The organism is Hymenobacter daeguensis (assembly GCF_054780555.1).
The window spans coordinates 40,589-54,146 of record NZ_BAAGWC010000002.1; the positions used below are offsets into that span (position 1 = coordinate 40,589).

The 13,558-nt window shown below is 62.1% G+C and carries 10 protein-coding genes; 7 read left to right on the plus strand and 3 right to left on the minus strand.

The window, feature by feature from the left end:
- The first annotated feature begins 32 nt into the window (after positions 1-32).
- The 4 genes from galE (at position 33) to rfbA (ending at position 4,317) form a co-directional block, all read left to right on the plus strand.
- The gene (gene galE, locus ACYVHT_RS03850; RefSeq protein ID WP_460548144.1) at positions 33-1,055 is read left to right on the plus strand and encodes an NAD-dependent epimerase/dehydratase family protein; all 1,023 of its coding nucleotides are present in this window, start codon (positions 33-35) and stop codon (positions 1,053-1,055) included.
- Between the two features lie 95 nt (positions 1,056-1,150).
- Complete coding sequence (rfbB, locus tag ACYVHT_RS03855; protein ID WP_460548146.1) at positions 1,151-2,206, plus strand: dTDP-glucose 4,6-dehydratase; 1,056 nt, start codon at positions 1,151-1,153, stop codon at positions 2,204-2,206.
- A 107-nt stretch (positions 2,207-2,313) separates the two neighbouring features.
- The gene (locus tag ACYVHT_RS03860; protein ID WP_460548149.1) at positions 2,314-3,321 is read left to right on the plus strand and encodes an SDR family oxidoreductase; all 1,008 of its coding nucleotides are present in this window, start codon (positions 2,314-2,316) and stop codon (positions 3,319-3,321) included.
- 117 nt (positions 3,322-3,438) lie between these two features.
- The gene (gene rfbA, locus ACYVHT_RS03865) at positions 3,439-4,317 is read left to right on the plus strand and encodes a sugar nucleotidyltransferase (RefSeq protein WP_460548151.1); all 879 of its coding nucleotides are present in this window, start codon (positions 3,439-3,441) and stop codon (positions 4,315-4,317) included.
- A 96-nt stretch (positions 4,318-4,413) separates the two neighbouring features.
- On the opposite strand, the gene ACYVHT_RS03870 is transcribed toward rfbA, so the two are convergent.
- Both ACYVHT_RS03870 and ACYVHT_RS03875 read right to left on the minus strand, forming a co-directional pair.
- The gene (locus ACYVHT_RS03870) at positions 4,414-6,072 is read right to left on the minus strand and encodes an NAD(P)/FAD-dependent oxidoreductase (protein ID WP_460548153.1); all 1,659 of its coding nucleotides are present in this window, start codon (positions 6,070-6,072) and stop codon (positions 4,414-4,416) included.
- A gap of 169 nt (positions 6,073-6,241) precedes the next feature.
- Positions 6,242-7,660 carry an ATP-binding protein gene (locus tag ACYVHT_RS03875; RefSeq protein WP_460548155.1) on the minus strand — a complete coding sequence of 473 codons (1,419 nt, stop codon included), beginning with the start codon at positions 7,658-7,660 and terminating at the stop codon, positions 6,242-6,244.
- Positions 7,661-7,834: 174 nt separating this feature from the next.
- Between ACYVHT_RS03875 and radA the strand changes: the two genes are divergently transcribed.
- The 3 genes from radA to ACYVHT_RS03890 all read left to right on the plus strand — a co-directional run bounded on the left by radA (position 7,835) and on the right by ACYVHT_RS03890 (position 12,260).
- Positions 7,835-9,232 carry a DNA repair protein RadA gene (gene radA / locus ACYVHT_RS03880; RefSeq protein ID WP_460548157.1) on the plus strand — a complete coding sequence of 466 codons (1,398 nt, stop codon included), beginning with the start codon at positions 7,835-7,837 and terminating at the stop codon, positions 9,230-9,232.
- Positions 9,233-9,465: 233 nt separating this feature from the next.
- A complete protein-coding gene (locus tag ACYVHT_RS03885) occupies positions 9,466-11,082 on the plus strand; it encodes a TlpA family protein disulfide reductase (protein WP_460548159.1) in 1,617 nt (538 codons plus the stop codon).
- A gap of 158 nt (positions 11,083-11,240) precedes the next feature.
- A complete protein-coding gene (locus tag ACYVHT_RS03890) occupies positions 11,241-12,260 on the plus strand; it encodes an SPASM domain-containing protein (RefSeq protein WP_460548161.1) in 1,020 nt (339 codons plus the stop codon).
- 13 nt (positions 12,261-12,273) lie between these two features.
- On the opposite strand, the gene ACYVHT_RS03895 is transcribed toward ACYVHT_RS03890, so the two are convergent.
- Complete coding sequence (locus ACYVHT_RS03895; protein WP_460548163.1) at positions 12,274-13,521, minus strand: O-antigen ligase family protein; 1,248 nt, start codon at positions 13,519-13,521, stop codon at positions 12,274-12,276.
- Positions 13,522-13,558: the final 37 nt, after the last annotated feature.

Here is a 13,558-nt window from a genome sequence, read left to right on the forward strand (position 1 = left end):
TCAGTCATTCACTCATTCACCCATTGAAAATTATGCGAAGCAAAATTTTAGTTACTGGCGGGGCCGGCTACATCGGCTCCCACACGGTGGTGGAGTTGTTTCAGGCGGGCTATCAGCCGGTAATTGTGGACAATTTCAGCAATTCGGAAGAATCTGCGCTGGCCGGCATCGAGTCCATCCTCGGAGTGAAAGTGCCGACCCACCGCATCGACTGCGGCGATGCGGCCGCGCTGCGCGGCGTGTTTGAAGCCGAGCAGGGCATCAAGGGTGTCATTCACTTTGCCGCCTTCAAGGCGGTGGGCGAGTCGGTGCAGAAGCCGCTGGCCTATTTCCAGAACAACGTGGGCTCGCTGCTGACGCTGCTGCAGGTGATGAAGGAGTTCGACGTGGAAAACCTGGTGTTCTCGTCGTCGTGCACCGTGTACGGCATTCCGGACGCCCTGCCCGTGACGGAAGCCACGCCCACCAAGCCCGCGTCGTCGCCCTACGGCCGCACCAAGCAAATGTGCGAGGACGTGGTGCACGACGTATCGGCGGCTCCCGACAACAAGCTGCATACCATCCTGCTGCGCTACTTCAACCCGATTGGCGCGCACGAGTCGGCCAGGATTGGCGAGCTGCCCCTGGGCGTGCCCAACAACCTGGTGCCCTTCATCACCCAGACGGCGGCCGGCATCCGCGAGAAGCTGACCATCAACGGCGGCGACTACGACACGCCCGACGGCACCAACATCCGCGACTACATCCATGTGGTCGATTTGGCCAAGGCCCACATCGTGGCCGTGCAGCGCCTGCTCGACCGCAAGGCCGGCGAGGTGGTCGAAACCTTCAACGTGGGCACGGGCAACGGCAACTCGGTGCTCGAAGTGGTGCAAACTTTCGAAAAAGCCACCGGCCAGAAGCTGAACTACAGCATTGGTCCGCGCCGCCCCGGCGACGTGCCTGCCATCTACGCCGATGCCACGAAGGCGGAACAGGTGCTGGGCTTCAAAACCGAAACCTCCCTGGCCGACTCGCTGGCCAGCGCCTGGAAATGGCAGCAAACCTTAAAATAAATGTGAGAAAGGAGAAAATGTGGAAATGCGCTGAATACTAGCCTCTTCCTCATTTTCATATTTTCACATCAATCACATTTTTTACATCTGAAAGCATGAAAATCCTCATCACCGGCGGCGCCGGCTTCATTGGCTCCCACGTAGTTCGGCTGTTCGTCACCAAATACCCCGACTATCAGATTCTCAACCTCGACGCACTGACGTACGCCGGCAACCTGGAGAACCTGCGCGACATTGAAAACGCATCGAACTACAAGTTCATCAAAGGCGACATTGCTGACCAAAGCTTTATCGACCAGCTGTTTGCCAACGAAGAGCCCGACGCGGTGATTCACCTCGCCGCCGAGTCGCACGTCGACCGCAGCATCACCGACCCCATGGCGTTTGTGAAAACCAACGTCATCGGCACGGTAAACCTGCTGAACGCGGCGCGCAACCTGTGGCAGCCCGGCGGCTACGACGGCCACGTGTTCTACCACGTGAGCACCGACGAAGTGTACGGCTCGCTGGATTTCGGCCCCGAGATGTTCACCGAGGAAACGGCCTACGACCCCCGCTCGCCCTACTCGGCCTCGAAAGCCAGCTCCGACCACTTTGTGCGCGCCTGGCACCATACCTACGGCCTGCCCATCAAGCTGAGCAACTGCTCGAACAACTACGGCCCCAACCACTTCCCCGAGAAGCTCATTCCGCTGGCCATTCACCGCCTGCGCACCGGGCAGCCGGTGCCTGTGTATGGCAAAGGGGAGAACGTGCGCGACTGGCTGTTTGTGAAAGACCACGCCACGGCCATCGACGCGGTGTTCCACAAGGGCAAAAACGGCGATACCTACAACATCGGCGGCGTGAACGAGTGGCAGAACCTCAAGCTCATCGAGCTGCTCTGCGACGTGGTGGACCAGAAAACCGGCCAGGAAACGGGCACCTCGCGCAAGCTCATCAAATTTGTGACCGACCGCGCCGGCCACGACATGCGCTACGCCATCGACTCCTCGAAAATCATGAACGAGCTGGGCTGGAAGCCCTCCGTGACCTTCGAGCAGGGCCTGGCCCAGACCGTGGACTGGTACCTCGCCAACGAAGAATGGCTGAACAGCGTAACGAGCGGCGCCTACCAGGACTACAATCAAAAGCAGTACGCGGGGCGCTAGTTTTTAATTATGAATTATGAGTTATGAGTTATGAATTGTCCCGATAAAAGCGGCAGGCTATTCTGATAATTCATAATTCATAATTCAAAACTCATAATTCACACGAAGTGTATAACTCCCCCTTCCACGAGCAGCCGCTCGATAATCTGACCTTTCTCGTTACCGGCGGCGCGGGCTTCATCGGCTCCAACATCGTGGAGTATTTGCTGAAATACGGCGTCAAAAAGGTGCGAACGCTGGACAACTATTCCAACGGCTTCCGCAAGAACCTGGCGCTGTTTGCCGGCGATTCGCGCCTCGAAATCATCGAGGGCGATATCCGCGACGCGGCCACCTGCGCGGCGGCCTGCGAAGGCGTGGATGTGGTGCTGCACGAGGCCGCCCTGGGCTCGGTGCCGCGCTCCATCAAAGACCCGGTGCTGACCAACGACGTGAACGTGGGTGGCTTCGTGCAGATGCTGACCGCCGCCAAGGACGCGGGCGTGAAGCGCTTCGTATACGCGGCCTCTTCTTCGACCTATGGCGACCACCCCGGCCTGCCCAAAGTGGAAGACCGCATCGGCAAGCCGCTTTCGCCTTATGCCGTGACGAAGTACGCCAACGAGCTGTATGCCGATGTGTTTGCCAAAACCTACGGCATGGAAATCGTAGGCCTGCGCTACTTCAATATCTTCGGCCCGCGCCAGGACCCGGGCGGGGCGTACGCGGCCGTGATTCCGCTGTTCATCGACGCCATTCTGCGCAACGAGCCGCCCACGCTGAACGGCGACGGCGGCCAGACCCGCGACTTCACCTTCGTGGAAAACTGCGTGGAAGCCAACATCCGCGCCGCCCTGGTAACGAACCCCGAGGCCCTGGGCCAGGTCTACAACATCGCCGTGGGCGACCGCACCTCGCTGGTGCAGATGTACGACATCCTGCGTGAGGAAGCCGGCTCTGACCTCGCTCCGAAATTCGGCCCCGACCGCGCCGGGGACATCCGCGACTCGCTGGCCGACATCTCGAAGGCCAACCGCCTGCTGGGCTATCAGCCGCAGGTCCGCATCCGCGAAGGCCTGAAGCAGACGCTGGAGTGGTTCAAGGCCAATCAGGCGTTTATTCAGGAACGTAACTAATTCGTTGTCATGCTGACGCAGGAAGCATCTTATCACGGCTATCTTCGTCCGAAAAACTAATCCCAGCGGTGCGAGCGTGATAAGATGTTTCGCTCCGCTCAACATGACAGTCCCCTCATGAAAGGAATTATCCTCGCCGGCGGCTCCGGCACCCGCCTGCACCCGCTCACGCTGGCCGTTTCGAAGCAGCTGATGCCCGTGTACGACAAGCCGATGATTTACTATCCGCTGTCGATTCTGCTATCGGCGGGCATTCGGGAAGTCCTGATTATCACCACGCCGCACGACCAGGCGCAATTCAAGAAGCTGCTCGGCGACGGCAAAAGCCTGGGCTGCGATTTCCAGTACGTGGTGCAGGAGGTGCCCAATGGGCTGGCGCAGGCGTTCGTGCTGGGTGCCGACTTCATCGGTCAGGACAAGGTGGCGCTGGTGCTCGGCGACAATATTTTCTACGGTGCCGGCCTGGAAGAGCTGCTGAAAGCCAACAACGACCCGCAGGGCGGCGTGGTGTTTGCCTACCACGTGCACGACCCCGAGCGCTACGGCGTGGTGGAGTTTGACGAAAATAAAACCGCCCTCAGCATTGAGGAGAAGCCGGCCAAGCCCAAGAGCAACTACGCCGTGCCCGGCCTGTATTTCTACGACAACGACGTGGTGGAAATCGCCAAGAACCTGGAAATGAGCCCGCGCGGCGAGTACGAAATCACGGACGTGAACAAGGAATACCTGCGCCGGGGCACGCTCAAAGTGGGCATCCTAGGCCGGGGCACGGCCTGGCTCGATACCGGCACCTTCGAAAGCCTGATGCAGGCCGGCGAGTTCGTGAAAGTGATTGAGCAGCGCCAGGGCCTGAAAGTGGGCTCCATCGAGGAAGCCGCTTACCGCCAGGGCTTTATCTCGGCCGATGAACTCCGCGCCATTGCCGCCCCGCTGCGCAAAAGCGGCTACGGCGACTACCTGATGAACCTGCCCGACCAGCTGATGCTGGAAGCGTAAGCTTTTTAAAGTAAAAATGGGGGAGATGTGAGGATGTGGAAATATCGTTCAGGCGCGTATTTCCACATCCTCACATCTCCCCCATTTTACCTTAAACTACTCGTCCAGGTACTGGTGCACAAACTTGATGGCCATGCTGCCCTCGCCCACGGCAGAGGCTACGCGGGCCATGGCCCCGGCACGGCTGTCGCCAGCCGAGAAGATGCCGGGCACGCAGGTTTCGAGCAGGTAGGGCTCCCGGTCTTTTTTCCAGATTTGGGGGTAGCGCGGGTCCATCACCAGGTCGCGTCCGGTGAGGACGAAGCCTTTGCCGTCGCACATCACCTGCTCGCACACCCATTCGGTGCTGGGCTTGGCGCCGATGAAAACGAACAGGGCGCGGGCCGGCCGTTTTTCCACGGTGCCGTTGATGTCCACCATCACGGCTTCGAGGTGGTCGCCCCCGCACACTTCCTTGATTTGGGAATGCGGCAGCAGCTCGATGTTGGACGTATTACGAATCTGCTCGATGAGGTAGGCCGACATGCTGGCGGCCAGGTTGGCGCCGCGAATGACGATGAACACCTTGCGGGCGTAGGTGGCCAAATACATGGCCGCCTGCCCGGCCGAGTTGCCGCCGCCCACGATGTACACGTCCTGCTCGTCGCAGCTGCGGGCCTCGGTGCGGGCCGCGCCGTAGTACACGCCCGCGCCGCTCAGGCGGTCCATGCCCGGCACGTCGAGGGTGCGGTAGCTCACGCCGGTGGTCAGAATAACGGCTTTGGTACGCACTTCGCTGCCGTTGGTGAGGGTCAGGACTTTGTAGCCGTCCTGAATGCAGAGCTCGGTAACTTCCTGCGGCGCAATAAATTCGGCCCCGAGGCGCACGGCCTGAGTCCAGGCGCGGAAGGCCAGGTCGGCCCCGCTCAGGCCGGTGGGGAAGCCCAGGTAGTTTTCGATGCGTGAGCTGGTGCCGGCTTGGCCGCCGGGCGTCTGGCGCTCCACGATGAGCGTTTTGAGGCCTTCGCTGGCGCCGTACACGGCAGCGGCGAGGCCGCTGGGGCCGGCGCCTACCACCACCACGTCGTAGATATCCTGCTGCGGCTTGTTGGCAATGCCGAGGTGCTCGGCCAGGTCGGCTTTGCTGGGGTTGGCCACGGCCTTGCCGTCGGCGCAGATGATGAGTGGCAGGTCGGTGGATTCAAACCCCCGGGCCTTCACCAGCTCCTGCGCTTCGGCGCTGGTTTCGTAGTCCAGCCACTGATAGCCCACCATGAAGCCGCTGAGGAAGTCCTTGAGCTCGTGCGAGAGCGGCGACCACTGAAAACCAATGAGGCGCACCCCATCAAACTTGGGCTTGTGGGTGGCGTGCCAGGCCGTGAGCAAATCGTGCAGCGTGGGGTAGAGCAGGTTTTCGGGTGGGTCCCAGGGCTTCATCAAATAGTGGTCGAGCCGGGCCGAGTTGATGGCGCGCACCGCCGCTTCGGTGTCGGCGTAGGCCGTGAGCAGCACGCGCTTGGCGTCGGGAAAAAACTCGCGGGAAGCCGTGAGCAGCTCCACGCCTTCGAGGTCGGGCATGCGCTGGTCGGCGATGATGAGCGCCAGCGGCTCTTCCTTGGTTTTGAGCTCCTTGATGGTGGTCAGGGCCTCGGGACCGGAATTGACGCGCAGGATGCGGTAGTCCTGGCTGAACTCGGCGCGAAGGTCGCGGGCAATGGCGGCCAGCACTTGCGGGTCGTCATCGACGGCGAGAATGATGGGTTTCTTGGCGGCCATGTGGATTGGTCAGGAAAGGAATTAGACTAAATTAAGAAAGGAAAATGAACGTCATGCTGAGCTTGTCGAAGCATCTCTACCTCAGTAGTAAATCCTGTTGATTGGATTAGTTGCGCAGTAGAGATGCTTCGGCTGCGCTCAGCATGACGGTTTGGAGCACTGTTCTGCCTTATGCCTTCGCTGCCGCCACCGGCAGCCAGGCGCAAAACTCGGTGCGGCCCGGCTGGGAGCTTACTTCCAGCCGCCCATCGTGCTGCCGGATGATGCGCTGGGCAATATCGAGCCCCAGCCCCGAGCCGGAGCCGGCCTGCTTGGTGGTATAGAACGGCTCAAAAATATGCGGCAGCACGTTTTCCGGGATGCCCGAGCCGTTGTCAATCAAAAATACGCGCACAAAATCCCCTTCGCGCTGGGCGCGCAGCGTGATTTCGCCGCCCTGGTCGGGCAGCGCATCAATGGCGTTATCAAGCAGGTTGGTCCACACCTGGTTGAGGCTGCTGACCTGCCCGTTGATTTTGGGCAAGTCGGTAGCATAGTCGCGGGTCAGCTTGATGTTTTTCTGGCGCAGCTGGTACTTCAGCATGTTCACGGTGCTGTCGAGGCCAGCCGTGACGTCCAGCGGCTCGAAGCCGCCGTCGCGGTCCATGTGCGAATAGGTTTTCACGTCGGCCACCAGCTTGCTGATGCGGCTGCCGGCCTCCTGCACTTCGCGGATGAGCTGCAGGGTGCTCTGCTGACCTTCGAGCCAGGCGAAGGCAGCGGGGCGGGCGGCCACAGGCAGCACCTCGGCGGCGGCAGCCAGCGTTTTTTCGTTCAGGCCCATTTCGAGCAGGCCGGGGGCGAGGCGGTAGCCGTCGGGCACGCCCTGCGCGGCAAGCCAGTCGGCCAGCTCATCCTCGCGCTCCGACTGCTCCCAGGCCGATGGCTTGGCCGCGGCCGGGTCGGCGGGCGGTACAGGCGCGGCCAGGCAGGCAAAGGAGCAGAGCGCGGCCGGGTCGGGGCTCATTTCCAGCAGCTTGCTCAGCAGCTCGGGCTGGGTGGCGGCGCGGGCCTCCAGGGCCTGGGCGGCGCGGGCAATGGCGGCGGCGGGGTTGTTGAGCTCGTGCGCCAGGCCGGCCGAGAGCTTGCCCAGCGCCCGCAGCTTGTCGTCGCGCTCCTGAATGCGGACCTGGTCGCGGCTGCGGTCGTTCATGATGGCCACGAGGCGCTGCACCAGCTCGGGGCTGGTTTGCTCCAGCGCCGGAAACTGGTCGCGGTGCAGCAGGTAGAGCAGCGTGTCGCCGGTGGCCACGCCCAGGCCCTTCACTTCGCGCAGCCGGGAGTAGGGCAGCACGCCCGACACCTGGTTGGTTTCGACGCGAAATACCGGGGTGCGCTGGCTGCCCTGCAGGGAATAGAACTGAATGCCGCCGCGCAGGACGGCCATCATGAACTCGGCCGGCGCACCGGGCTCGTTGATGGTTTCGCCGGGGGCGCAGCGGCGGGTTTGGCCGTGGGCCAGCAGCCAGGCCAGCGTTTCGTCGGGAAGGCCGGCGAAGGCCGTGACGGCGGCCAGGTCGGCGGGGGCGAGGTCAGTAGAAATAGCCATAGCTGCATAACCCGCTGCGGTGCGGAAGGTTAAGATGGGCCTGGCGTGATAGCACGGTGCTCTACCATCCGTTAGCAAACGCGCAGGCTGGCTAAATGCTTTAGATTCTGCAGCAACTTTTTTACAGCCAACCGCCTTATCATTGTTCCTGAATCATCGAAATAAAGCCCTTTTATGGCCAAAGCCAGAACCGTATTTTTCTGCCAGAGCTGCGGCGCGCAGTCGGCCAAATGGATAGGCCGCTGCCCCGTGTGCGGCGAGTGGAACACCTACGTCGAAGAAGTCGTCCAGAAAGAAACCGCGGCCACCACCACCGGCCAATGGAAGCCCGCCAGCACCGTGCCCGGCGGCAACCTCGCCAAGGCCGCCAAATCGGTCCCGCTCAACAGCATCCTGGCCGAAGACGAGCCCCGCATCCTCACCCCCGACGGCGAGCTGAACCGCGTGCTGGGCGGCGGCCTCGTGCCGGGCTCCATCATCCTCATCGGCGGCGAGCCGGGCATCGGCAAGAGCACGCTCATGCTGCAAATTGCCCTCAGCCTGCGCAAGATGAAGGTGCTCTACGTGAGCGGCGAGGAAAGCGAAGCCCAAATCAAGATGCGCGCCGAGCGCCTGGCCGACGGCCAGCACCCCGGCTGCTACATCCTGACGGAAACCAACACCCAGAACATCTTCCGGCAAATCGACCAGGTGCAGCCCAACATCCTCGTCATCGACTCCATCCAGACCATGCACTCCACGCTGGTGGAAAGCGGCGCGGGCAGCGTGAGCCAGGTGCGCGAGTGCACCGCCGAGTTCCTGAAATTTGCCAAGGAAACCAGCACGCCGGTGCTGCTCATCGGCCACATCACGAAGGACGGCAGCATTGCCGGCCCCAAAATCCTGGAGCACATGGTCGACACCGTGCTGCAGTTCGAGGGCGACCGGCACATGAGCTACCGCATCCTGCGCACCACCAAAAACCGCTTCGGCAGCACCTCCGAGCTGGGCATCTACGAAATGCAGGGCGACGGCCTGCGCCAGGTGAGCAACCCGAGCGAAATCCTGCTCTCGCAGCGCGGCGAAAGCCTGAGCGGCATGGCCATCGGGGCCACCCTGGAAGGCAACCGCCCGCTGCTGGTCGAAGTGCAGGCCCTCGTCACGCCCGCCACCTACGGCACCCCGCAGCGCAGCAGCACCGGCTTCGACGCCAAGCGCCTGCAGATGCTGCTGGCCGTGCTGGAGAAGCGCGCCGGCCTGCGCCTGGGCCAGCACGACGTGTTTCTGAACATCGCCGGCGGCCTGCGCCTCGACGACCCCGCGCTCGACCTGGCCGTATGCGCCGCCGTGGTATCGTCGCTCAACGACCTGCCCATTCCCGGCGACGTCTGCCTGGCCGCCGAAGTAGGCCTGAGCGGCGAAATCCGGGCCGTTTCGCGCCTCGACCAGCGCCTGGCCGAAGCCGAAAAGCTGGGGTTTCGGGAGATGTACGTTTCGCAATTCAACGGCAAAGGATTGGACTTAGCCCGGTTTGGGTTGAAGGTGCACGCCGTCAGCCGCCTCGATGAAGTATTGAACGGCTTATTCGGCTAAGAGAAAAGCGGCTTGATTATCAGTTCATGCCTGCAATGGTTTGGGGCAACCGGCCGCCGGGCTGTCGGCAAACTCAACCGCAGCCGAAAAATTGATTTGGATTTTATAAATCAAAAAGCCTTATCTTCGGAGTGCTGATAGGCTTTTACCGCGAATTCTACGGTAAAGCCAATTGGTTCTATCGTTTGTCCGGTCGGTTATATAGCGGTGGCAGGCCGCTGGCTTTTCTCTGTATGATGATATCTTTTTTTTCTACTTGTGCGCGCCGGGTGCTGGGCGCGGCACTGCTGCTGGGGCCGGTGCTGGCCCACGGGCAGGGCCGAACCACTGTAGTGGGTGCAGCAGCAAAAGCGGCAGCCGCTACCACAGCCGCCCAGGGCGGCACGGCCACCCTCACCGGACGGGTGAGCGGCGCTACCACCGACTCGGTGGCCGTGTCGCTGCGCGAAAACCCGCTGGACCCCAAAGAGAAGATTTTTCGGGTGCCTATCAACGAAAAAGGCGACTTTAAAATTGTGGTGCCGGTGAGCGCCGCCACCAAAGCCGACCTGGTATACGGCGACGACGTGGCGCCGCTGTTTCTCGACCCGGGCACTGACATGGACGTGCGCTTTAAGGGCGCCGACATGTCGGGCACGCTGAAATTCAAGCCCAACGATGTGCCCACGGGCTTTGCGACCAAAATCCGCAACCGCTCGAACCTGACCGAGGAGCAGCGCCACCGCCAGCAGGCCGCCAACGCCAACAACTACCTGGTGGAGGCCGATGCCCAGTTTGTGGAAAACGATGGTTTCCAGGTACTTCCCGACAACATTCAGCTCTACGAAGCGCCGTTCCTGTCCTTCCTGGAATACCGGCGCAAGCACGAGTTTGAGTTTTTGGAAGACCACGCGGCCAAGCAGTCGTTCACGCAGGAGTTTTACAACTACGCCCACGCCGAAGTGGTGTACGCCTACGCCAACGACAAGCTGACCTTCCAGGACCTGCGCGAGCAGGTGGTGAACACCGAAGGCCGCCTGAAAATGGCCCCCGACTATTACAACTTCCTGCGCGAGCCCGGCCTGCTCAACGAGCCCAACGCCGTGCAGAGCGAGCTCTACCACGAGTTTTTGCTCAACTACGTGCACTTCACCGTAGCGCAGGACAAGCACCAGCGCTCCGACCCCGACTTCTACCCTGCCTGCTACGCGCTGGCCAGCAAGAAGCTGACGGGGCCTACGCGGGCCATCATTCTGGGCCGGGTGCTGCAGGAATCCTTCAGGTTCGGGCACGTGAAGCAGTCGGCCGCCATGCTGGCCGATTTCCGCAACTACGACCCCAAAAACCAGTATTACCCCACGCTTCAAATCGATTTCGACCGGCATAAGGAATTCGCCATTGGTGCGCCGGCGCCCGATTTTACCCTGCCCACCGCCACCGGCGACACGGTGCACCTGCACGACTTTCAGGGCAAGCTGGTGTACCTCAACTTCTGGAAAAGCACCAACGGCCTGTGCCTGCGCGACCTGGCCTACGCCCAGGAGCTGATGCGCAAGTTTGAGGGCAAGAACATTACCTTCATCAACATTGCCCTGGATGAGAACGAGCAGGCCTGGCGCCAGCTCGTGACGGTGAAGAAGCTGCCCGGTGTGCAGGTGCGCGTGCCCGGCGGCGGCCTGCGCTCGACGGTGGCCAAGGAGTACGCATTGCAGGAAGTGCCCACTTATATTCTGGTAGGCGAAGACGGTACCTTCCTCAACACCAAGCCCAAGCGCCTGAGCAGCCGCGCCGCCGTGGATGAAATAAACCAGTCCTTCGGCAAGGCCAGCACGTATACCAGCGCCATCGATTTCCCGGCCACCAAGAAGTAAGTAGTAGCTCCCGCGTTGTCATCCTGAGCAGAGCGAAGGACCTTATCACGCCAGAAAAGCCGTTAGAACAATTCTAGCGCCAGCTGTTCTCCCGTCGTAAGGTCCTTCGCTACGCTCAGGATGACCTATTTTTAGCCCTTCCGTTTCCAGCTCCTGCTATGTCCTTGCTCACCGATAGCCTCAATGTTTTGTCGAAAGCCACCCCGCTGCGGGTCTGGAACGCGACGCAAATCATTGGCTCCTACATCCTGAGCAAAATCACGGGCAAGGCGCGGCTGCGGGGCATGCCCATGGCCCTGAGCTTTGAACCCACGACGAGCTGCAACCTGCGCTGCCCGGAGTGCCCCAGCGGCCTGCGCTCGTTCACGCGGCCCACCGGCATGCTGCCGGGCGACTTGTTTAAGCGCACCATTGATGAGGTGGCGAGCCGGCTGTGGTATCTGATTTTTTATTTTCAGGGCGAGCCTTACCTGCACCCGCAGTTTCTGGAGCTGGTGAAATATGCTTCGGACAAGGGCATTTATACCGCCACCAGCACCAACGCCCACTACCTCAACGACCAGAACGCCCGCCGTACCGTGGAAAGCGGCCTCGACCGCCTCATCATCTCCCTCGACGGCACCACGCAGGACGTGTACCAGCAGTACCGCGTGGGCGGCAAGCTGGAAAAGGTGCTCGAAGGCACCCGCAACGTGGTGAAGTGGCGCAAGGAGCTGAAGTCGAGCACGCCGCGCATCATCTTCCAGTTCCTGGTGGTGCGGCCCAACGAGCACCAGATTGACGATGCCCGCCAGCTGGCCGACGCGCTGGGCGTGGACGACGTGTGGTTTAAAACCGCGCAGATTTACGACCACGCGCAGGGCTCGCCGCTCATCCCCACCATCGACTATTACTCGCGCTACCAGCACAACGGCAACGGCACCTGGAGCCTGAAAAACAAGCTGGTGAACCACTGCTGGAAAATGTGGCATTCCTGCGTCATCACCTGGGATGGGCTGGTGGTGCCCTGCTGCTTCGACAAGGATGCCGAATACCGCCAGGGCGACCTCAAAACCGAAACCTTCCGCCAGCTCTGGCGCGGGCCCAAGTACCAGCGCTTTCGCGGCAGCCTCCTCAAAGGCCGCGACCAGATTGAAATGTGCCGCAACTGCTCCGAAGGCACCAAGGTGTGGGGGTGAGGCAAGGCCGGGTTTAAACCGGTGAGCGGTCTGCCATCCTTCTTTCCCGCGCCACCACCAGGAAGCCGTAGCCAAACACGAACAGGTTGAGGCCGATTTGCAGGCTGAATGAATCGACGACCAGCATGGCCGTGGCCTGCACGATGATGAAGAAGGCAATGGCCGGGGCGCGGCGCAGGCCGGGCCGGGTGAGCGGCCAGAACAGCAGCCCCAGCAGCAGCCCCAGGCCGATGAGCCCGCCGCCCAGCAGCGCCTCCAGGTATTGGTTGTGTACCTCGACGCGGTTGGCCGGCTTCAGGCCGAAGTCGTGCCACTGGTACTGGGCCATCAGGGCCGCGTGGGTATCGGCCGGGCCCACGCCCACCAGCCAGTGCTGCCGGATAACATTGCCGGCCGTTTCGATGGCTGCCAGCCGGCGGGCCAGCGAATAGTTGTTGATGTCGTGGCCCAGCGTGTACTGCTGCACGTCCCACACCGTGGTGCCCCAGCGCTGCCGCACCGATTCGAGCGAGTGGTAGGCCGCCCACGGAGCCACCACAATCAGCAGCACCAGCCCGAGGCCGAGGGCCCGGTGCCGCCGCGCCAGCAGCCAGAGCGCGTAGGCCAGCAGGCCGGCATAAAACACCAGCAGCCCCGTGCGATACGCCAGGATGTGCAGCGTGAGCGCCACCGCCACCACCGCGCCCAGCAGCGCCCGGCGCAGCAGCTTGCCTGCCAACGCATCGCGCCGCAGCAGCAGGCCCCAGAAAAAGGCCTGTGCCAGCATCACCCCAAACGGAATGTGAAAAATGCGGGTGATGGCCTGCATGTTCTGCCCGATGCGGATGGCCTCGTTGGCGCGGGCCGGGTCCAGCAGGTATTGCCCCAGGGTGGCCAGGCCCACCGCCGCCGTGCCCAGCACAAAAAAGCTTCCCACCGTGAGCCGCTGCCAGCGCGTGAGCGGCACCGCCAGCGTGAAGGCCAGCGGCACGCCCAGCCACACGAGGCTGCGGTACAGCTCGTGCCGCCACACGTCCCATTCGCTGGTATAGAGGCTGCTGATGAGCAGGAACACGGCCATGGCCGCTGCCCGCATGGCCGCCCCGTTGCGGAAATAAAGCGGAATATCGCGCCGTAGGTGCGGATTGGCCAGCGCGGCCACCACGCCCACAATGGGCGCAATGGCCACCAGCGACCGCGCTGCCAGCAGGCCCGCTACGCCCGCCAGCGCCGCCAGCCATAACAAATACTGCGAAAGCCGCCCGGATAGATAATGCTGCACAGAAGAACAGGAATGCGGATGAGGAACCCGGCAGCCA

Coding starts and splice junctions, on each gene's coding strand:
- galE (WP_460548144.1), top strand. CDS start 33: ATGCGAAGCAAAATTTTAGTTACTGGCGGGGCCGGCTACATCGGCTCC.
- rfbB (WP_460548146.1), top strand. CDS start 1,151: ATGAAAATCCTCATCACCGGCGGCGCCGGCTTCATTGGCTCCCACGTA.
- rfbA (WP_460548151.1), top strand. CDS start 3,439: ATGAAAGGAATTATCCTCGCCGGCGGCTCCGGCACCCGCCTGCACCCG.
- ACYVHT_RS03870 (WP_460548153.1), bottom strand. CDS start 6,072: ATGGCCGCCAAGAAACCCATCATTCTCGCCGTCGATGACGACCCGCAA.
- ACYVHT_RS03875 (WP_460548155.1), bottom strand. CDS start 7,660: ATGGCTATTTCTACTGACCTCGCCCCCGCCGACCTGGCCGCCGTCACG.
- radA (WP_460548157.1), top strand. CDS start 7,835: ATGGCCAAAGCCAGAACCGTATTTTTCTGCCAGAGCTGCGGCGCGCAG.
- ACYVHT_RS03885 (WP_460548159.1), top strand. CDS start 9,466: ATGATGATATCTTTTTTTTCTACTTGTGCGCGCCGGGTGCTGGGCGCG.
- ACYVHT_RS03890 (WP_460548161.1), top strand. CDS start 11,241: ATGTCCTTGCTCACCGATAGCCTCAATGTTTTGTCGAAAGCCACCCCG.